Annotated in this window: 17 protein-coding genes; 4 read left to right on the top strand and 13 right to left on the bottom strand. The window is 26.2% G+C overall.

Annotated features, from left to right (window positions below):
• Window positions 1–38 precede the first annotated feature (38 nt).
• Complete coding sequence (locus MBCUT_RS04960) at window positions 39–1856, bottom strand: PH domain-containing protein (protein WP_067259583.1); 1818 nt, start codon at window positions 1854–1856, stop codon at window positions 39–41.
• 213 nt (window positions 1857–2069) lie between these two features.
• On the opposite strand from MBCUT_RS04960, the gene MBCUT_RS04955 reads away from it, so the two are divergent.
• On the top strand, window positions 2070–2828 hold the full coding sequence (locus tag MBCUT_RS04955; protein ID WP_067259582.1) for a UPF0280 family protein: 759 nt from the start codon (window positions 2070–2072) through the stop codon (window positions 2826–2828).
• A 403-nt stretch (window positions 2829–3231) separates the two neighbouring features.
• Here the strand turns inward: MBCUT_RS04955 and MBCUT_RS04950 are convergent, their stop codons facing one another.
• The 11 genes from MBCUT_RS04950 to nikR all read right to left on the bottom strand — a co-directional run bounded on the left by MBCUT_RS04950 (window position 3232) and on the right by nikR (window position 16433).
• Window positions 3232–4464 (bottom strand): proteasome-activating nucleotidase, encoded by a 1233-nt coding sequence (locus tag MBCUT_RS04950; protein ID WP_067259579.1) that lies wholly within the window; start codon window positions 4462–4464, stop codon window positions 3232–3234.
• Window positions 4465–4994: 530 nt separating this feature from the next.
• Window positions 4995–5477, bottom strand: a complete 483-nt coding sequence (locus MBCUT_RS04945) for a multiprotein bridging factor aMBF1 (RefSeq protein WP_067259577.1) — start codon at window positions 5475–5477, stop codon at window positions 4995–4997.
• A 300-nt stretch (window positions 5478–5777) separates the two neighbouring features.
• A complete protein-coding gene (locus MBCUT_RS04940) occupies window positions 5778–6194 on the bottom strand; it encodes a DUF356 domain-containing protein (RefSeq protein ID WP_067259575.1) in 417 nt (138 codons plus the stop codon).
• A 570-nt stretch (window positions 6195–6764) separates the two neighbouring features.
• The gene (locus tag MBCUT_RS04935; RefSeq protein ID WP_211263771.1) at window positions 6765–7949 is read right to left on the bottom strand and encodes a hypothetical protein; all 1185 of its coding nucleotides are present in this window, start codon (window positions 7947–7949) and stop codon (window positions 6765–6767) included.
• An 83-nt stretch (window positions 7950–8032) separates the two neighbouring features.
• Window positions 8033–8488 carry a hypothetical protein gene (locus MBCUT_RS04930; RefSeq protein ID WP_067259571.1) on the bottom strand — a complete coding sequence of 152 codons (456 nt, stop codon included), beginning with the start codon at window positions 8486–8488 and terminating at the stop codon, window positions 8033–8035.
• Between the two features lie 754 nt (window positions 8489–9242).
• The gene (locus tag MBCUT_RS04925) at window positions 9243–10916 is read right to left on the bottom strand and encodes a Mur ligase family protein (RefSeq protein ID WP_067259569.1); all 1674 of its coding nucleotides are present in this window, start codon (window positions 10914–10916) and stop codon (window positions 9243–9245) included.
• A 277-nt stretch (window positions 10917–11193) separates the two neighbouring features.
• On the bottom strand, window positions 11194–12267 hold the full coding sequence (locus MBCUT_RS04920) for a hypothetical protein (RefSeq protein WP_067259567.1): 1074 nt from the start codon (window positions 12265–12267) through the stop codon (window positions 11194–11196).
• A gap of 311 nt (window positions 12268–12578) precedes the next feature.
• The gene (locus MBCUT_RS04915; protein ID WP_067259565.1) at window positions 12579–13856 is read right to left on the bottom strand and encodes an ATP-grasp domain-containing protein; all 1278 of its coding nucleotides are present in this window, start codon (window positions 13854–13856) and stop codon (window positions 12579–12581) included.
• 24 nt (window positions 13857–13880) lie between these two features.
• A complete protein-coding gene (gene hycI / locus MBCUT_RS04910) occupies window positions 13881–14384 on the bottom strand; it encodes a hydrogenase maturation peptidase HycI (protein WP_245634943.1) in 504 nt (167 codons plus the stop codon).
• A gap of 233 nt (window positions 14385–14617) precedes the next feature.
• On the bottom strand, window positions 14618–15625 hold the full coding sequence (locus MBCUT_RS04905; protein ID WP_067259561.1) for a methyltransferase domain-containing protein: 1008 nt from the start codon (window positions 15623–15625) through the stop codon (window positions 14618–14620).
• A gap of 382 nt (window positions 15626–16007) precedes the next feature.
• Window positions 16008–16433: a nickel-responsive transcriptional regulator NikR gene (gene nikR, locus MBCUT_RS04895; RefSeq protein WP_067259556.1), complete on the bottom strand. Its 426-nt coding sequence runs from the start codon at window positions 16431–16433 to the stop codon at window positions 16008–16010.
• 1068 nt (window positions 16434–17501) lie between these two features.
• Here nikR and MBCUT_RS04890 point away from each other — a divergent pair.
• The gene (locus tag MBCUT_RS04890) at window positions 17502–17921 is read left to right on the top strand and encodes a CBS domain-containing protein (protein WP_245634942.1); all 420 of its coding nucleotides are present in this window, start codon (window positions 17502–17504) and stop codon (window positions 17919–17921) included.
• Between the two features lie 35 nt (window positions 17922–17956).
• Entirely contained in the window at window positions 17957–18424 is a 468-nt protein-coding gene (locus MBCUT_RS04885) for a hypothetical protein (protein WP_067259554.1), read from the top strand.
• Window positions 18425–18713: 289 nt separating this feature from the next.
• Here the strand turns inward: MBCUT_RS04885 and pheS are convergent, their stop codons facing one another.
• Window positions 18714–20261 carry a phenylalanine--tRNA ligase subunit alpha gene (gene pheS / locus MBCUT_RS04880; RefSeq protein ID WP_067259552.1) on the bottom strand — a complete coding sequence of 516 codons (1548 nt, stop codon included), beginning with the start codon at window positions 20259–20261 and terminating at the stop codon, window positions 18714–18716.
• 1233 nt (window positions 20262–21494) lie between these two features.
• Here pheS and MBCUT_RS04875 point away from each other — a divergent pair.
• On the top strand, window positions 21495–23352 hold a 1858-nt coding region (locus MBCUT_RS04875; protein WP_169805397.1), incomplete at its 3' end, for a right-handed parallel beta-helix repeat-containing protein.

Genomic DNA, 23352 nt, shown 5'->3' with positions numbered 1-23352 from the left:
TTTTCAATATATAATTAATGAGAATTCTATTTATATTTTTATTTTTTAAATTTTTTGGAATGCCTCTCTAAAATACTAATTTTAGATTCATCTTTATCAATAGAAGTACTTCTATTATCTCTTCCATAATTGTTTAAATCTCTATTGTTCTGTTTATGCACATTATTGTTGTTTTGATTATGATTATTTTGATTTGGATGACTTCTGTAATTTCTATCAAAGTTCCGATCATTCCGATCATTATAATGCTGATTGGAATTCTGACTAGGACCAACATAATTCTGATCATTCCGATCATTATAATGCTGATTGGAATTCTGACTAGGACCAACATAATTCTGATCATTCCGATTCATATTATTCTGACTATTATAATTCTGATCATTCCGATTCATATTATTCTGACTATTATAATTCTGATCATTCCGATTCATATTATTCTGACTATTATAATTCTGATCATTCCGATTCATATTATTCTGACTATTATAATTCTGATCATTCCGATTCATATTATTCTGACTATTATAATTCTGATCATTCCGATTCATATTATTCTGACTATTATAATTCTGATCATTCCGATTCATATTATTCTGACTATTATAATTCTGATTATTAGGGTTCTGATTTTTAAGATTACTATTCATTTGATTTTGATTGTTATGAATATATTGATTATTATCAGCATAGCTTTGATTAGGATTACTAGATCCATCATACCTAATTTCATCATTTTTAAATTTAGTATTTCCATCTAAATTTCTAATAGCTTTATCCATTGTTTCATCGAAATAATCATTCTCATTATATTGATTATATTTGTCAGATTCATTAGAAACATGTCCATTAGAATTTTTAGGGTTTAAAGAATTAGAATTGTCGTTTTTATTAATATCAATAATATTATACTGATCAATATTTTCATTGTTAATTTTTTCAGAAGTATTATCATTATTAGAATAATATTCAGTATTTAAATCATCCAAATGACCATTATCATTCTTTTTTTGAAGAAATGGAAAATCTTCATTAACTAAAGGAATATCATGATTTGGAGAGCTATTTTTATTTTTGTCAATTTCTTTTGCATAGCTATCATATTGGTCATTATAATCATTAGAATTTGGATTATTTTGATAATTAGGATTGTAATCATTTCTATAATCTTGATTATAATCTCGTTTATTGTGATAATCTCCATTATAATAATCACGATTATTTATGTTATTGACATCACCACGAGGAAAATATTGATTTTCTGGATTGTATTGGTTTTGATCATAATAATCATAAGGATTATGGCTGTGATTATTAAAATTATCATGATAAAAAGGTTCTTTGTTTATTTCATGAAAAATAAGCTCTTCTATTTTATGAGGGTTGTTTATATTGCTTAGTTCCATTTTACTTCCATCATAGCTACTAAAAACCGTGATTGTTCCAACGGAAGCTATCCTTCCTAAAATTCCTTGAGACACTGTGATATCCTGTATTGTGTTAATTGGTAAATAAGATCTTTTTTTACTTATTAGTCCTGTTTTAGATATTATTCTAGTATCTGTGATTATATATTCTTTAGCTGTCCAAGATAATAAAATCCAAATAATCCAAATAATGATCAAAAATACTACAGCAAAAATAGCTAATGTAAAATATCTAGTTAATGGTAAATTCAGTAAACTGATTAAATCAACTTGTATTGCAGCTACATAGCTTATTAAAGGCTGTGAAAAGTAAAATATCACACCTAAAATGAAAAATAAAGCAAAAACTTTCTTACAGCTAAGAAATAAATTAGGTTTGCTTTTGAAGATTATTTTTTCATTAAGTGTATTTTCTTCTTTATTAAACATCGTTTTTACTTATGTTTATTGTTTTAAATAAAGTTTTTGTTAGAGGTAGTTAGAAGTAAGTAATTAAGAAATAATAAACATTATTCCTTAAGAATTAGTAGTAACTCAAAAATCTAGTTAGAAATACAAAAAAGGATTACAGTCAATATTTAGACAAATTTTCTATTTTAAAAACAAAGTTTTTAATATTTATAAAAAATAATAACATTATTAATGAAATCAAATCTAACAAATTCAGTATTCCATGAAAAAATAGTTATTGATGAAACTAATATAAATTTAGTATCTGATATAGAAAAAAATGATCTAAATAGCTTCATTACAAAAACAAGATTAGAATTAAAAGATTATATCCTTAAAACTCCCGAATTTGCAAGAACTCTTAAACCTTACAACCCAAATAAAAAAGTAGAAAGTAAAGTAGTTAAATTGATGATTGAAGCATCCAATATAGCAAATGTAGGTCCTACAGCAGCAATAGCTGGAACTATCTCTGAACTTTCACTTGAATATCTAATAAAACAAGGTTCAAGCTATTCCATTGTAGATAATGGAGGAGATATTGCTTTTATAAATAAAAATAAAAGAGTTATTTGTGGAATATATGCTGGAAACTCCCCATTAAGTGGAAAAATAGCTTTTGAATTTAAAAACCAAGAAAATCCTATTGGAATATGTTCATCTTCAGGATCGGTAGGCTATTCTACTAGTTATGGACGATCCGACTGTGTTACAATAATATCTAAAAAAGCAAGTATATCTGATGCATTAGCTACTTCAATAGCTAATCATGTTAATGGCAAATCCGATGAAGATGCTGTAGAAAATGGATTAAATGCTTCTGAAGAATTTAAAGACCATTTCATTGGGGCTTTAATAATATTAGGAGAGTCCATAGGTACAATAGGAAAGCTTCCAAAAATAGTTGAAGTAAACGAATCCAGTATATTAAACAATATTGATGATGGATAATGATTATGCCAACTAAATAGATAAATACGGTTTTAAAAAACTAAAAAAAAGAAATAGAAATTCAATTCTAAAAAATATTAGACAATAATGTTGAATAAAGAAGATTATAGATTTCTTTTAATTTGAAAAGCTAAACTTTACAAATAATGAAAAATATGGTTGATAGATTATACCTATTTACAAAATTATACCATTTACAAAAAGCTAAACTTTACAAATAATGAAAAATATGGTTGATAGATTATATTATCTACATATTCAAAACAATAATAATAATAATAATAATAATAGCCTCAGTTCGCCCATCATTCATCACATATCAGAGCTCATAGGGATCATCATAGGCTAATTTTAAATTTTAAAAAAAAATAAAGAATATTAGTTAATAAAGTCAATAGAATTATTAACCAAACATTACTCCTGCTTCTTTTTTATACTCTTCATCATGTTCAACGCCCATAATCTTATCAACAGCATCCATGAAGTCAGCTACTGTAACTTGGTTACGTTCCTCTCTGATTGCAAACATTCCTGCTTCAGTACAAATAGCTTTTAAGTCAGCACCAGAAACCCCTTCAGTTAAATTAGATAGAAGATCAATGTCTGCTTCTTCAGATAATGACATCTTAGATGTATGAATCTTTAAAATCTCTTTTCTACCCTCTTCATTAGGGATTGGTACTTCAATGAACCTATCAAATCTTCCAGGTCTAAGAAGTGCAGGATCTAGGATATCTGGCCTGTTTGTAGCTGCCACAATACCAATATCTCCACGGGATTCAAAACCATCAAGTTCCGCCAATAGCTGCATTAAAGTTCTTTGAACTTCTCTATCTCCACTTGTAGAACTTTTAAGACGTTTAGCAGCAACAGCATCGATTTCATCGATGAAAATTATACTTGGAGCCTTTTCTTTAGCTAGTTCGAACACTTCTCTAACTAATCTAGCCCCTTCACCAATATATTTTTTAACAAATTCTGAAGCTACAATTTTAATAAAAGTGGCATTAGTTTCATTAGCTACTGCTTTAGCTAATAATGTCTTTCCAGTTCCTGGAGGACCATACAATAGAACTCCTTTCGGTGGTTCAATACCAATTTGTTTAAATAGTTCTGGTTTTTTGAGAGGTAGCTCTACAGTTTCTTTAACTTCCATTATTTGATCTTCGAGACCACCTATTGTGTCATATGAAACTGCTGGCTTTTCTTCAATTTCCATTCCAGAAACTGTTGGATCCTTCTCAGAAGGAAGTATTTCAACAACACTAAATGTTTGTTGATTTAAAGCTACTCTTGAACCAGGTACTAAGAGTTTTTCATCTAAAAACTTTGAATAATTAATTACAAAGTGAGGTCCAGTACTACTTTTTACTGTCATTCTATTAGCGTCTAATATTTCAGTAATAGTAGCTAAGACTAATGGAGGAGATCTAAATCTTTCAACCTCTCCCCTAAGAGATTTAGTTTCTCTTTCAAGCCTAATTTTTTCGTTTTCAGTTAAAACTTTATCTTTCTCAAGTTTCCTAACTTTCCACATTAAATTACGCTTAGTTTTTGTATTTTCTTCTTTTAAGATCCTTAATTCTTTTTTAAGGTCTTCAACCCTATCAAGAAGAGATTGGGATGAATTTTCCATGTTACAAAACGCTCCTATTAATTTTATTATTTTTTGTAATTTTAATTTATAATTATTTAATTAATTATTAAGTAAATAATAATCATGATTTTATATAAAAATTATTTATAAATTAATATATATGATTCCAGAATATATATTTAAAAAATATCTTTCAATAATTCAAAGAATAACATATATATCAATATATTGTTATCAATATTATTTAAATTTTAGGTTTATGAAAATAATTTAAGTTAATATATTAAAAAACAAAAATTAATGAATTGATTAATAAATATTTTAGTTCATGAAAAAATATACTTTAACTTTATAAAAAAGTATAGTTTAATTTTATGAAAAATATACTTTAACTTTATAAAAAAGTATAGTTTAATTTATGAAAAATATACTTTAACTTTATAAAAAAGTATAGTTTAATTTTATGAAAAATATACTTTAAATTCATGAAAAAAATATAATGCAGTTTAAATATACTTTAGCTATTAAAAAGAATTCCAATAGAATCTAGGACTATTTCTAAATATAATCTACTTTTTCTTTATTTTAACAATATCCCCAAGAGTAGGTACTTTAGAAGAGTTACTTTTAAAATTTTCAAGATCAATATCATTAATTTTTTCAATCAATTCAATCTTCAATGCTTTTTCAAATTTTTTAGCTAATTTTAAATCTGGAACCATCTTTCCAGATTCAATTCTATTTATAACTGAAACTTTTTCATAAATCTTCTCGCCAAGTTCTTCTCTTGAAAATCCTTTAGATTCACGAGCTTGCCTAATTATTGAATTATAATTTTCAATTAATTCCTCAGAAGGTTCATCAGCAGAGTACATAGGACGTTGCCTTCTGATAGGTCTGTTAGTATTAGTAATAGGTTTTTTAGGCTTTGGAGGTTCTTTCTGAATTGTACCAAATTTAGAACAATCCTGACAAACTTCCATAATAGAGCCATCAATCTTTGTTCTTACTGGCTTATCTACTACTACTTTACCACAAATTTCGCATCTCATAATATATCCCTAAATTCTAATTAAATATAAACTTCTAAAACATTTTAAGATATAGTAATATTGATTAAATTCCCAAAATATTCATCAAATTAATTAGTAAATATTTTTCAAAATATTAATAATTAGTAAATATTTTTCAAAATATTAATAATATAAGTATGATATTTTTATTTTTATACTTTACTATTAATTAGCTAAAATAATATCTAAAAATTATCAAAGCATTATTAAATGGATTTATATAATATAAATAAAAAATTCAATTAGCTGTTTAAAATTCTTTTATCCTCCAAACAACAATTAGCTAAAATTCCTCTTTTTATTTCTAGAAAGATTATCATGTTTGTAATCTTTTAATTCAGTAGTTTTAGCTTTATTTGAATAATATCCTCCAAAAATAGGGGCATCGTTTAAAACTTCCCTTAATTTTTCATAATCTTCATATTCATCACTAACTACTACAACATGTGCAGGTGGATGAATTTTTTTAATTTGCATAATAGCTAAAGTAATATCTTCTTTAATAAAGAAAGAAGTGGCTACCTTTGATTTAGTTCTTAGAGGAGAGTTTAGAATAGACTCCACAATTTTATCTGCGAAATTTGAATCGATTTTCTGAGGTTTGGCTATCAGATTTAATTTTGCATGCCTTTCAATGTCAGCAATTGCATTGAGTAATTTTGAGTTATTGTCACCACGAATTAATATTAATGCCATAAATATCACTAAATACGATTAATTGAATGTATAATAATATGAATAAATAAAAGTATATCTAAATATACTTTTTTAAAAATACTAAAAGAATAATCTTACATCACTCTTAAATATACTTTTTTAAAAACACTAAAAGAATAATCTTAAATCACTCTTAAATATACTTTTTTAAAAACACTAAAAGAATAATCTTAAATCACTCTTAAATATACTTTTTTAAAAACACTAAAAGAATAATCTTAAATCACTCTTAAATATACTTTTTTAAAAATACTAAAAGAATATCTTATATTATTTAATTTTAAATATACTTTTTATAATATAAAAAGAAATGTTAAATTTCATCTCTTAAATACATTTTTAAATATTAAAAGAAATGTTAAATTTCATCTCTTAAATACATTTTTAAATATTAAAAGAAATGTTAAATTTCATCTCTTAAATACATTTTTAAATATTAAAAGAATAATCTTACATCATTTATTTTAAATATACATTTTATAGTATAAAAAGAAATGTTAAACTTTCTCTTCTAAATATACTTTTTTAAAATACAAAGAAAATATTAAACTACCTCTTTTGGAATGATTGAAGTAGTCTGCTCCTAAATATGACTAAAAGTATTAGAATTATACCTATTGTAGTTTGAATAGTTCCAATAATATCTAATACTATAGAATTAATAGGCAAATTCCATGGAGGGGATGTTCTATCTCCAGGTAAAGGAGTAAAGTAAACACCCACAGCTTTTGATTCTTCTCTCACATTTATGTCTTTTGGTTCCACATAATTTACTCCTGCCAAAAGTCCATTATTAATACCTTTATTTATAGAATTTGCAATAGCATTAGGATCATATCCATATTTATTAACAGAAGCTTTAACAACTTCAGAAGTTGTTTCACTAATTCCTGGAGCATCAGTTCCGTATATAGTGACACCAACAGTATTTTCTGTAACAGTTATAGCACTTTTCAATGCTTCATAAGCATAAATAGTTTTTAATGGAGTTCCATCATTTGGACAAGTTTCATAGTTATCAGCAGCTGGAAAACCAGATGACCATCCATCAGTAGGACACAACTTAACATAGGGTTCATCCATTGGAGAACCAGTAGAGTTAATTTCTTCTGGAGTAAACATATCCGATGTAGAAATACCAGATACTAAATTAACAGCACCACCCCCATATTTTTCACCTGAATCTCTAGCTACTTCTTCAAACACATTACCAACAATTGTTGTTGCAGAGTATCCATCCCTAATCATCCTACCAATATTTAGAGCTGTTTCTTGTCGGACGGTTTCAGCTGTACCATACATAGGATTACCATGAGTGTTTCTTAAATGAATAATAGCTCCTTTTTTCCCAGGAGGTAAAACAACAAGCCCACCAGAATAAGGAGTTACTTTGATGGTGTTATCATCATCTACAGTGATTAAATAAGCATCAAATGATCCCCCAACTGCCGCTCCAATATTTGGACCTCCAACCATTAATCTTATCCCAGAATATCTAGAAGCAGAAGCAGCACCAGTTGCAGCAGTAGCACCATTCTCTAAATGACTAATAGAATCAACAATAGCACTTAATCTAGCATTAGAATCTCCTTCTCCCCCAGATAATACTACAAATTGTTTGTCTTTAGACATTAAAAAAGTAGATTGGAACATATTGTCTGCAAAAGACATACTGCCCCCAGCTGCACCATTTAGGTCTTGTCCAGTGGGATCAGTGATTACAATCACATTCATTGTAGCAAAAGAACTTCCAACAGAGCCAAAAAGAACTAAGAATATAATAATCGGAATAAAAATTTTTTTCAAAATATATCCTCCTATGCTCTAGTCCTATTGGTCGTTGTATTGGACAAGTTAGACATGTCAATGGTTGAAAAATCTTCAATAACAGTAATTGTTACAATACCCGTTTTTTTATCAACTTTAACATCTGCTGCAGCAATTGGTTGGAGTTTAGTCCCAGGTATAGTCGTTAAAGTAGCAAATTCTTGAGCATTAGCTATCGCCTCACTCAATGGTAACTCCCGCTTCGATGTTTTTAATATATCTCCTTCAATGTAACTTCCAGACCTTAGACCAGAATTAGCTACATTAGCTCTTATACTATCTATAGGCACTACATCATTGCCTTTAATTATTATTCCTGAAATAGGAACTCCTTGATCCAATTCAGAAGATGAAGCAAAAGCTATATATGTTATTAACCTTCCAGAAAGGATTAATATAAATGCTAATAATAAAATTATTAGTGTATCTCTCCTTATTTTAATCATGAATATCACTCTTATGATTTATTATTTTTAAATAGAATTCCTTAACTTTTAAAACTCATTACCCATATGAAAAATTATTTAAATAGAATTCCTTAACTTTTAAAATTCATTACCCATATGAAAAATTATTTAAATAGAATTCCTTAACTTTTAAAATTCATTATCCATATTGTGATTTATTATTTTTAAATATAATTATTTAATTTTTAATTTTGATTATATAATTTTGATTATATTATATAAGAATAACTTAATAAATTATTATTTAATACAAGAATTAATAAGTTAATTTTCTTTTATTATAACTATTTTAATATCATTAAAGTACGTTATTAAAGTAATTACTAGATTTAATAATTAAAAATAATATTAATTAACAACAGTAATTACAAAATATTAATTAAAAATATGTTTTTAAATAATAAGTAACACCATTAATAAAGTTTATAAAAATTTATAAAAATATCAATTAAAAATATGTTTTTAAATAATAAGTAACACTATTAATAAAGTTTATAAAAATTTATAAAAATATTAATAAATTAGAAATTTATAATTTTGAATAAACTCATATTCAATTTATAATTTTGAATAAATTCATATTCAATATATAATTTTGAATAAATTCATATTCAATACAATCTATCTAAGTTTAATCTTATATTAATAGTTATCTATTAACTACAACTTAACTAGTTATTACTATTTAATTGTGATTTAAAGCTAAATTATTAGATATTGAGTTAGTTATTCTTTACTTATTTTTATTGATAATATCTTTCTTATTAATAATATTTTTCAACAGAGATTCTGCAGGATCCATTCCTTGAGCACCAATTAATAAAATGACATCATCGTCTTTAGACAGGTTATAAGTTTCAAATAACGCATCTTGAAGGTTTTCATAATGAATATAATCAATTCCATCTCTAGTAAAAACATCAAAGAATATATCTTTCTCATAATCTTCAACTACATTTAAATCATCCACTACATCACAACTACTAGATAATATTATCTTGATTTCTAATTTAGTTTCCTTATGTTTCATATTGCTAAAATCATTGATAATATCCACTATTGCCTCAGCGTTGATTTTATTAATTTCTTCTCCTCTTGAACCTCTAATCGCACAAAGAATTCTGATAGTGCAATCATTATCAATTTTATCTTTAGCTAAATCAATTACGGCATTAGCAGTAGCCTTTATACCTTCAGGATTATGAGCAAAGTCATCTATTATTAGAGGATTATGACTAATAATCTTAAATCTTCTATTTAATGATTGATATGATTTAACACCTCTAACAATATCATCAACATTAATTTTCAATGCTAAACATGCAGAAATAGCAGCCAATGTATTTTGAATAAAGTGATTACTTTTAAATGGAAGATCATCTATAAATAATATATTATTGTTGTTATAGATGATAGATTCCTTTGAAGAATCATATTTTAAGCTATATACTTCACTAATATCAACAATATTTTCATCAGTATCATTAAAAATTTTTCCACCATTAACATCTAAAATCTCTTCTTCACCATTGAAAAAGTCTTTTTTTCTAATATCAACAGTTGTATATTTGTTTTTGTTGAAATTTTCCATAGAAAAATAAAATCCATTTATATTTTCATCAATGAAATTATTCATATCTAACACCAATTCATCATCATGATTTAATATCAGACTTCCTTTTTTTATAGCCTTAGCTACACCCGAAGTTTCTTGAAACACTTCTTCAATAGAGTTAACTAGTCCAATATGATCCATTGCGATGTTAGTTATAACTGCAGCATCAGGATCAACTGCTTCGGTCATTAAATAAGCATGACCCTTCATTAGTTTACCTAACCATCCCTGAACTTCTGATGCTTCAATTACTATATAATCCAACTTATTAATACCATTTAATAAAAATTCCTCTGAAATCAATTTAGGGACCATTGGATCAATTAAAGTATTGAATTCAGATCTTGAATCAGTATTTGTTAAAGCATTTGCTCCTGTGGATTTTAAAATATGATAGATCATGTCAGAAGTTGTTGATTTGCCATTCGTTCCACTAATTATCACTCTTTTTGAATTCGGAGCAAATTTAGCTATTGTCCATTTTAAAGCGTAAGCATTGGCTTCCTCAATCTTATTTACTACAATTAAAGGAAATTTGCGAGATTTAGCTATTTCTATTGAATTTCCTCTAGGGTCCTCAGTGATTACACAAGCTACATGCTTCCCACTAGCTATTTCCACACCCACTTCATCAATCCAATGCCGGATTACTATATCTCCCTCTTTAGAATCCTTTAATATATTAAATATTCCTGTAAATCCTTCAGGAGATTTAAAGTTGTTGGCCCCAACAATTTTTCCAGAAATAGCCTTAGCTAAAGAATCAATAGTGATCTTATCATTTTTTTTCATCTAAAACTTACTCCAATATAAAATAAAATCCATCAATTCTATTTTGAGAAACATACAATAACATCCCTAAATCTTATTTCAATATCATTATAAAGTTTTAATATAAATATAACATTGTAGTTAAGATTATAAAATTGAGTAAGATTATAATATAGATTAAATTATGTAAATACTAATATAAAAAGTATATGTTAAAATTTACTTATTAATATATATGTTTTAAGTAATATTAGAATTTACTTATTAATTTATTTCTTCTAAATAATATAGAATTTTTCTATAAAAATAAAGAATAATCAATTAATAAACCTACTACACAAACAATACCAGTTAATAGCCAATAGCTAAGAACTATTTTCTTCTCATGGATTCCTTTATGATGTAAAGTATGGTGTAATGGCTCAACAGGTAATCTAATGATTTTTGCCCTATGTGCTAAACTAATTATAACTGAAACAATAGGAACTGATAATGCTAAAACTCCGAAGTAAGGAATATCTGTTATTAAAACAGCAGTAGCAAATCCTGCACCTAATGCAAAGGAACCTGTGTCTCCCATAAAAATTGACGCGGGAAATCTATTGAATATTAAAAATGCTAAAGAAATAGCAGATAAGAGTGCAAATGGCATGATAGCTTCTATATTACCATTGATAAATGCGAAAACACCACAAGCTATTGAGGCAATAGCTACAATACCTGAAGATAATCCATCCATACCATCAATTAAATTAACAGCATTGATTGCTCCAATAATAGCTATTATTATAATAGGAATAGCTAACAAACCAAGGGAAAATCCACCAAGAGTCGTTATAGTGCCAGTAACTACTAAAAATATCCCAATGACCAATTGACCAATAATTTTTTCAAATTCCCCCATTTCATTTTTTATTGGAACTTCAGTTACTATCTCTAATTTTCCATCAGATATTAATTGATCCACATCAGCTTTTGCTTTTTCAGTAGCGGCTCTTGCTTCCTCATTAGGAGATAATGTTAATTGGCCTATGATTAAATCCTTACCACTTATATTTTTAACAAGTTTTTGAATTTCTTTAACTTTAAATCCCATTAAATCATCTAAAAAACCAGCTATTCCTGCAGTTAGCATGATTAAAGAAGTTATAAGAATATAGAGATTTTGAAAATAAATCGAACTAATGAATAATATTGAAAATAAGAATCCTATACCTCCCATTGTAGGAGTACCCGTTTTATGTCTGTGTTCAGTAACAATAGGACTGTCTGAAATACCTGCTCCGATTAATATCTTTCTTATATAATATATGAAAGCTGTTGAGGAAATGAAAGTTATTAAAAATAATATTATTATATCAACATGATTCATTTTATCACTTGTTCTTAAAGATTTGATTCTTATTAATAATTCTAATATATTATTGTTATTGATGATATTATTAATAAGATAACCAACAATATAGTAGTTTTAATAGCTAGTATTTAAACTAATGATTATTAAAATTATTACTCATTTATTTTTTCATTATATATTAATTACTTTTGATTATTATTAAAATTATTGTTTAATCTAGATCTTTTTATTAAAATTATTGTGTAACTACTTTAATTATATTTAATTTATATTTTGATTATTAAAACTAGTACTAATCTATCTTTTTATTAAGATTATTGTATTGCCTAACCTTGACGATTTTTATTAAAATCATTGCCTAATATTTCATTAGATATTTCTTCAATTTTTTCTTTTGTTTCTCCACTGATAGTAATTCTTTCATAATTAAGAGGACCATGACAAACCCAAGAATTTTTAGTAAACTTTTTTAGAGGTTCGCTATTGTTAGGTCCTTTATAATTACCAATAGGCAATTCTAATGCAAAATAGCTATTCATTTTATTTTCAACAGAATTAACATTGAATTCTCCAGTGACCATATCCACAAGTTTAGTCAATGGATGAATTCCAGATGCAGCTGCAGTTAAATAACGAGTTCCACTTGGACGAGTATTAATCTCTAGTGCATATAATTTTTTATCTTTTTTTGAAAAAATAAAATCAATGTCTATAGTGCCTTCTCCTTTAAGAGCTTTAGCTATTTTATAGGCTACTTTCCTTACATTTTCAATATTTAATCCATTAATTTCACAAGGACTAGACCGAGTTTTATTTAATGGATGGGTGCCTTCAAGAGTTGTTTCGCCTTTATAAACTGGAACAAGAGGTAAATATTCATTGTTAAAACACAAAACTTCTATAGATATCTCAGAACCTTCTATAAATTCTTCACAAATTGCAGAATCAAAATTAAAAAAATACTCATCCATTTCTTCTAAGTTAGTTACTATAGATATATCTCTTCCACCTTGACCAGCTCTTTGTTTTAAAACAAAAACAGAATCAGAATCAACAAGATTAGAATCAACAGAATCATAATCAACAGAATCATGATCAACAGAATCATGATCAACAGAATCATGATCAACAAGATTAGAATCAACAAGATTAGAATCCAATAGATTACAATCAACAGGATTAGAGCTGAATAGATTAGAATCAATAATATCCTTGGAACTATTGGCAATCATGAATTTTGAAGTTTCTACACCAATCTCTTTAAAAAATTCCTTTGTTCTAAGTTTATCACAACTAATAGCTATTGCTTGAGTATTTGAAGCTATTAACGGAATCCCATGTTCCGCTTCCAATTTTTCCTTTGCAATAGCTACATCCATTAAAGGATCATCTATTCCAATAAGTGAAATAACACCATCAACTTTTTCTTTAATAGCTATTTCAATAGGCTTTTGCATTCCTCTAGGAACTATATATGACTTGTCTGCAAGTTCTAGATTAGGAGAGTTTGGATTTGATTCAGTTACTATACTTTCGATGCCTTTTTCCTCTAGATAAAAAGCAACATCATCAAATAATCTCGCTCCAATGAATAAAATCTTCATAATATCACTAAACTAATAAACAAGCTAACACAACTCTGAAACAACAAGATTTTTTAGATAATTTACACTCTCTAGGATTTTAGGAGATAATTCTTCTCCCAATTCCATACTTAAAGGTTGAATTCCTATGAATAATATATGGAATGTATGATATATTTCTAAATATTTTATTAAATATGATAAAGACATTGAATGAGTAGAGATATTTACATCAGCTATTTCTTCTTTTTCTATAACTTTTATTGTTCCTGGAGCTAGATCCATTAGAGCTGCATCAATAATCAATATATGACTAGGATTTTCTCTTTTTATTTCCCCTGTGAAATTTTCAGGAGCCAAACCAGCATCAATAAGAATAATGCTTTCATCATTCTCATTTTTTTCAGCATCTAATTTTAATTTTAGATTATTTTTAAGAATATTAACAAAATAAGATCCTAACCCATCATCCCCCTTTAATGAATTTCCAATTCCAAAAATAACTAATTTTTCATAATCCTTTAAGAACTTTTTTAATTCTAATTTCAATGAAATTTTATCACCAAATTCTATATAATAATTTAATTATTTCTAACAAACATAATAATTTAATTATTTCTAACAAACATAATAATTTAATTATTTCTAATAAACATAATAATTTAATTATTTCTAATAAACATAATAATTTAATTATTTCTTCTTAATTAATACAAATACATATTCAAATATGATAAGATCAATAGTCTAATTTTTAATATTAATACTCTATATCAACTTATTTATATTATTTTAGCTTTAATTGTTTCTAATCCTCCACCCATTATATATTGAAGCTCAATTGAAATTTCATCTTTATTAATTAATTCCATATTTTTATGTGTTTCTAATGGAATAAATAAAGGAGGATTCAACATAGGAGTGGGGCCACAAATGATATCTTCATTAATCTTTGTAAAAGTAGTAATTTTAATTCCATTTATGAATTTTTCATATTTATTCTCATTTTTCTCTGAAAAATTATCTATTTTAAAATTAATTACAGTTTTGAAATTTGGATTGATGTAATCTAAAAAATCAAATGAGCTAAATTCAACAGATTTCCCTAGAACATGATAATTATCATTTTTATTATCATCAAGTTTATATTTTATATTATCAAAATCATTAACATATTTATCAAAATTAGAACCATGTTCTACATCATCACAATCATTATCATCTTTATCAAAATTAGAACCATGTTCTACATCTTCATAATGAATTTTATCATTTTCCATATGAACTGGTTCAGCTATGTTTATTATTCCCTGAGGAATTACTTTTCCATCTTCTTTAATGTAATCTTGCAAGCGATTTAAAACTAAAACCTCTTCTTCCTCGATTAAAGCTGTATCCAACATTTCACATATTACTAAATCAGCTTTTTTCTTAAATTCATATTTTAAAGCATCTTGAGATATGAAAGTTATATTTTTTATGTCAACAAAAGATTTTTTTGCACATTCAATTATTTTAGAATCTTTATCAATAGCTATCACTGATTTAAAATATTTAGATGCAAAATACGCTAAAATACCGCTTCCTGTACCAAGATCATATACTATATTATCTAACTTTTTTGAATATGATTTTGATTTCTTATTTTGATTTTTGGTATACCCAAGATTTTCCTTTTTAATATTATAATAATAATCTTTTATTCCTTCGTGAAAAACAGCTAGCCTATTAGTATCTTTTATTAAATTAGAATGATAAGGGCTAATATAGGTCCATTTTCGTAGCTGCATAATTTAAACACCTTTAAAATACATCTTAAATATAATAAAATTAGATAAATTAATTAATTAAAAAATCTTTTAATTGAATTATATGAATATAATTGTACTTTTGCAGAACTATAATAAATAATTATTTAATAAAAATATTTAATAAAAATAAGATTTTTATAAAGTATATTAATTTAAATATAAATTTAAAAATAAGAAAAAATGGGAAAAATATTTTCAATAGCTATAAAAATGAAACCAAGTTGGAAAAAATGATAGTTTCAATAAGCTATGAAAAATGAAAAAATACTAAAGTTAATATGAATAAAAATCCTATGAATAAAACATGGATTTTAAAATGTATTTCCTTAATTAAATGTATTTAGACAATTAATTTAGATTATTAGTCTTGATCTGGATCAAAAGCTTCTCCATTAGCAGTACTGGTGAGTTTAACATGATCAACACCTTTAAGTCGCATCATTTTTTCAGTTAGTTCCCTTATTCCACTAACATCACCATTGACCACAATAACTTCCATACAATATTTAGAAGTCATGTGTATGTGCATACTTGCATTGATCTCTTTTCTATACTCATGTTGAATATTTGCTAAATTTTCCATTACTCCATTGTAATGGTGATCGTAGATTACAGTTATGATACCGATTCTTGCTCCTTCCATTTCATTCATCCATTGATAACGGACGATGTAATCTTTCAAAGCATCACGGATTCCTTTTGATCTGGATTGATATCCTCTATCTTTTAAAACTCTATCAAAATCTGCTAACAACTTTGTTGGTAGAGACATACTTATTCTCATCATATTTTTAAACCTTCTTTATAATTGTGGGACCTTTTGAAAATATATAATAACATTAAAACACACAAAAATTAAATTTTAATAAAAAGAATATTTAATTAAGATAATATTTAAAATAGTTATGATTTTTAATTTAAAATTTATCAAATATTTATAATAAAAACTAGTTTTTTATTAAACTTTTTTTTATTCGGATTTTAAAATCATTTAAATACAAAAAATTATCATTATTAAATTTCAATGTTCAATTAAAAATTTTAATTTCATGTAATAAATTTAAATGTAATATTTTTCACCCCATTTATGGTAGTACTTTATATTATATAAATATTATTATGAATATCTAATTTTCAAATAACTTACAAATATTACCAAGAAATATCTAATTTTCAAACAACTTACAAACATTACCACGAAATAATCTAATTTTCAAACAACTTACAAATATCACCAAGAAAATATCTAATTTTCAAACAACTTACAAATATCACCAAGAAAATATCTAATTTTCAAACAACTTACAAATATCACCAAGAAAATATCTAATTTTCAAATAAAATTTAAATTTAAATTCATAATTAAAAATTATATCTAAAACTCAATATAACTAATATTCTAGAATATTGTATTCAACATAATATTTATTTATACTGAATTAATACTATTTAAATGTTGTTCCCATTAATGTTTATAGAAACTATTTTACCAAAATTAGATAAATTTTTTATCACAATTGTTGTATCATTAATAAAAAGTATTAATCCTAGAATAGAATAATAGTCTCTAAAAAATTAAATCAATTAGATTCAATACCTATTATTTATTATTAGACTGAGAAATTGATTGCTGAGTTAGACTGGTGTAAATTAGATTGATAAAAAATTGATTAGTGAAATTATGTATAATAAATTTAAAAGATGAAAAATTAAAGATGAAAAATTAGATATATTACTACATTATATAGATATTATATAAGAATTACAATAAGTTTCAAGTTAATATATCTTAAAAGAAATAATAGCTAAATTAAAAAGATATGTACAGAAGGAAGATATGTACAGAAGGTAATAAATGGAAAGTGAAATTATGAAAATCAAAGATGTTATGAATCAAGAAATCATATCAATAACTGAAGATACAAGCCCTATAGAAGCTTTTGAAAAAATGTATAAAAATGGAGTTAGAAGGCTGTTTGTAATAGGAAACGAAGGATCTCCTAAAGGAGTTATTACTTATAGTGATTTAATCGGCGTATTAAATCAATTGAGTGATGTTGATAAAAATAATAACAACCAAACAGTAACTAATATAATGACTGAAGATATTGTAACTATAAATGCAAATGAAGAACTAAAAAATGCTGCTAATTTAATGCTAAGAGCTGATGTTTCTGGTCTTTTAGCTATGGATGCTGGAAAACCTAAAGGAGTAATTACAAAAACAGATATCTGTAGGTTAGTAGCTGCAAACCTCCTGATTCCAAAAGAATGAAAAAATAACTACTAATCACTAAAATAGGGAAAATAATGATAACAATTACCAAAAAAGAAGAAATTGTCTTTAATCAAATAAAAATATTCAATTTAGAATATGATGAAGGAATTCCTGAAAACATTATTAAAATGGAACTTGGAATCTATGAGCATGAATTAAAAGAAATCTTAAATGAGTTAGCTGATAAAAATCTTATAAAATATGATAACAAAAGAGTGAAATTAGGTAATTTTGAAAAAGAAATAACTGCTGTTGATTCTAGGAAAGAAGTCATAAGGGCAGAACTCGATGTTAAAGAACAAAATTCCCTTGAAGTAATAAAAAATTTAGTGGATGAGAACAACATTGTTTCAAAATATATTTTAGAAGGACATCTTCTCTATGGAGATTTAAAATTAAGTAATTTTAGAATGTATCATATAATATTGTCTCTTGAAAATAAAAATATATTAAAACATATAAATAAAAAAGATGGAGAATATTATAAACTAATTGGATGATTCTATTGCCTACTCAATCTTTATTCAATATCCAATCAATTTATACTACTCAAATGTCTAATAGAACAAATAAACCTAATATTGTCCAATAAAACAACCAAACAAATCAAACACATATACATCCAATCAAATCAAACACATATACACCCAATCAAATCAAACACATATACATCCAATCAAATCAAACACATATATCCAATAAAACAACCAAACAAATCAAACACATATATTTAATCTACATTTATATCATTAAAATGTTTCATATTCCATTAATATAATGTATAAATGTTTAATCCAATTTTATACCATTAGAAATAGGTATATCCCTTAACCATTTGATATCGCTTTTATACAACATTCTTATATCACTGATATCATAACGAATCATAGCTAATCTTTCAATTCCAAGACCAAAAGCTAAAACCGGGACATTCACTCCTAATGGTTCCAATACCTCAGGTCTAAACATCCCAGAACCTCCAAGTTCTATCCAACTTTCTTTTTCTTCCAAATATACTTCACATTCAGTTGAAAGATAAGTATATGGGAAATAAGCAGGTCTAAATCTTACTTCAAATCCTAATTTTTTATAAAATTCTTTCAAAACTCCAAGAAGATTTTGATAATTGATATCTTCAGCAGCTACAATACCTTCAACTTGATGAAATTCAGGCAAATGTTTATATGTTATAGTTTCACGGCGGAATACTCTACCCACCGAAAACATCTTTAGCGGAGGTTTATTATCCTTTAAAAATCTTGTTGAAATTCCAGTGGTATGAGTCCTAAGAACTGACTGTTTCGCAATTTCTTCACTCCACTTATAATTCCACCCTTCAGAATTGGTATTTCCTCCATTTTCATGAGTATTAGCTATTTTTTCAACTAAATCTTTTTCAGGAAGATTGGAATTATTTGGATTCTTAATATAAAAAGTATCCTGCATTTCACGAGCAGCATGATCCTGTGGTTGGAAAAGAGAATCAAAATTCCAAAAAGCAGATTCTAATATAGGACCATTGGATTCTGTAAATCCTAAGTTTAAAAATACTTCCCTAACTTCTTCAATTATTTTTCTTAATGGGTGTCCTTTCCCTGGGAAAAATTCTGGGTATTCAGCATTTATATCATAAGGTCGATATTTTAGATTTTTCCAACTACCATCCTTCAATTGCTTAGATGTAAGTTGAGTAACTTCTTCTTTAATATCAAAGCCTTTTTCAAGAATAGCTAGGCCATTATCTAGAATTTTAAATTTATGTAGTGTTTTATTGTTAATTTCAATTAAATTCTTTCTATTAGTTAAGTTATCTAACCCCTTTAGTAAATCATCATCTAAATCATTTGTTTTTATTCTACCCTTCTGTAATAAAAGTTCTAATAGCTTCTCATCATTTCCTTCTTTATTTACAGATTTTTCTCCAAATTCAGTGAGATTTATAGTTCCTTTATCAATTTTAGCCCATTTTTTTCTAACTAGCCATCCAATAGCTATTTTAGTATCTTTATTATCGATTCCTGATTTAATAGCTAAATCTTTCATAGGGATTTTTTTTTGAGTAAAAAGTGCAGATAGAACTTTTCTCTCTGGAAGACCTCCCTTAGCATATCTTTCTCCATCTTTAGTTAAACTAACTGTATCATCCACAATTTTATTAACCTGAATGATTTTTTTAGAAGCCAAAGATCCAGCCGCACTCATAACTGATTTAACATCCATCCTTGCTTCCTTAGCTATTTCTTCAGGATTTTTGTTTTCATTAGTTTCCACTGATTTTAATAGCTTTTTTTCATAGATATGTAATTCGTTGATGATTTTATCAATGTTTTCACTCATTTAAACACCCTAATATGACATAATTAATAGTAAAAATAATTATCATTTAATGATTTACCAAAATTATATTTTAATAATTAATAATAAAAATTAATAGAAATTTAGATCTATTCTTCTAAGATTAATAAAATATAAGTATTATTTATTTTTTTATAATAATTAAATATTTCTTTAAATATGTATTTCTCAATATTTGTTAAAAAATACTCCTTAATAATTTCTTCAAATATATACTTCTTAAAAATATTAGAATATTTTTATTAATGTAAAAAAACAAAATGACTTTAAAATAGCTATTATATAATGAGAAAAAATATAAAAGATTTATTTAAAAAAGAGGACGACTCCAATGCTGTCAATTTAAGAAAATTTTCTTTAAAATTTCGGCTTTGTAGAAATCATGTTTGGATTTTTGTATTGGATGTTTTTGTGTGGTGATATATTTCATGACAAGTGTTTTTGAGTTTAGTTTCTTTATTTTTTTTAGTTGATTACTTGTATTTTGGTTAATAGGTTTGTTTTGCTGTTTTTTTGTTATCTGTTCTTTTGATTGAATTATTATTATAATTTTTATATTTTATTGTTGATAGCTATTGTTTTAAATTTTATTTATTTTTATTTTTTATATATGGATATTATATATTATTGGTATGTTATTATAATTTGTTATTTTGATTTTGATATTATTGTATAGATACTATTTTTTATTAGGTTTTTATTATAAATAGTTCGTATTTTTATAATAGTCAATTATTTTTATTATAAATAGTTCGTATTTTTATAATGGTTAATTATATATAGTATTAATTATTTATATAATATTTATGTAAGTTAGAATAGCTATTCATGATTTGAATGGTATATATATATATATATATATATTGGTGTAATGTTTAGTATTGAAGTATAATTACATGATGATGATAATTGGTGAATTAATTATGTATATCGTTTTATTATTTTTTTGGGGCTTATTGATGAGAGAAATGTTCTATTAGTATTATATTGATTAACTAAATTTCTTTTTTTTGGAATTTTTCTCTGATTAATGGGTTTTTGATAGATAAAAAAATGGTCATAGTTCTGGTAATAATAATATAATCATCTATAATTAATCTGAGCGTTGTCTTTTATGATAGTTATTTGACATATAGGTCTATAATTTCTATGTTTCATAATCCATTAATCAAAATTTTAAAAAAGAATAATTTTCATTTTGGAGGTGAAAAAAATATGATAATGAAAAATAAAAATACAATAGCTGATAAGTTTGAAACGAATAGCTCTTTTACTAGTGGAACTCGTTTAAAGAACTTAGTGCTTGTAAGTTTTGTTTTTTTGTGCTTTTTTGCACTTTTATCTGGTGTTAGTGCTGCAAACTTTAATAGTTCTTCTAGTAATGATGAGATTCAAGATTTTCTCAGTAATACAACCGCGACTGATAATGAGGTTGTTTTTGATGCAGGAGATTATAACACTATTACTGGTTTAAATGTTTCAAGAAGCGTTAACATATCCTCAAACGGCCAAGTGAACATAAAAGGTCCCAATACTGGTACACTATTTAATATCACAGCACCGAATGTAAAGATAGTTAATTTGAATATGAGCGGATATAACACAGCAATTAATTCAAATACAAGTAATTTATCAGTTATTGGATGTAATATAAGTACAATCGATAGAAGTATCCATTTATCTGGTAACTCTTTAACTGGTGTATTATTGGAAAATAATACTATAATTTCTAATGTAAACAACACTACGTATGGTGTTGTATATGTAAACGCCACAGATGGCTCAGTTGTTAAAATTACAGTTAAAGGTAACAATATCTTAGGTAACGGTACAACTAACTCGATGGGCGTGCGTTTCAATGTTACATCTTGTAATAATACTCTAATTTTCGAAAACAACAACATCACAGGAACATCATCACAGGGTGTTATTATAGATGCATATACCAATAGTAACAACACCATAACCATCACCAACAACAACATCACAGGAACATACGGTGTTTCTCTTCGTGCATACAACAATAGTAACAACAACATAACCATCACCAACAACAACATCACAGGAGCATCCGGACACGGTGTTGCTCTGGATGCATACAACAATAGTAACCACACCATAACCATCACCAACAACAACATCACAGGAGCATCCGGATACGGTGTTGTTATGGATGCATACAACAATAGTAACCACACCATAACCATCACCAACAACAACATCACAGGAGCATCCGGACACGGTGTTTCTCTGAATGCATACAACAATAGTAACCACACCATAACCATCACCAACAACAACATCACAGGAACATACGGTGTTTATATTCGTGCAGAAACCAGCAACAACAACATAACCATCACCAACAACAACATCACAGGAACATCAAACTACGGTGTTGTTCTGAATGCATACACCAGCAACAACAACATAACCATCACCAACAACAACATCACAGGAACATCTGTATCCGGTGTTGTTCTGGAGACATACACCAGCAACAATACTATTAGGTTCACTAATAACAATATTAGGGGTGTGTCTTATGGTATGTATGTTATCTGTAATAATGCTGATTTTAGTGGTTTGTCTGTAGTGAATAATACTATTAATGCTACTAATGCTACTGGTATTGGTATTGGGTTTGTTAATCTTAATTCTGCTGATTTGAGTGATATTTTTGTTTCTGGTAATAATATTTTTGCTGGAACTTTAGGAACTGGTGGTATTGGTATTGTTTTTGGTACTGGTCTTAGTTCTGTGGATAATGTTACTGTCAATTATAATCGTGTTTTAGCTGGTACTGGTTTGAGTATTCCAACTATGACTAGTGGTATAGATGCGAATCTTAATTGGTGGGGAGCTAACGATATAACTGGTAAAATTGTGGGTATTGATACTATTAATCATTATATTTTGAATATTACTAACTCTAGTAGTTTAGACGATGTTCATTTTGGTGATAAGCTTAGATTTTATCTGTTAGTATTGAATACTACTCTTGATAATACTGGTGTTGAGAATTTACCTGATTTTATCATTAATGGTACTTTAAATGGTGAAGATTATAATT

The organism is Methanobrevibacter cuticularis, assembly GCF_001639285.1.
Classification (GTDB): domain Archaea; phylum Methanobacteriota; class Methanobacteria; order Methanobacteriales; family Methanobacteriaceae; genus Methanobaculum; species Methanobaculum cuticulare.
The sequence above is the reverse complement of the archived record's forward strand: the minus strand, read 5'-3'. Positions and strand labels throughout refer to the sequence as shown.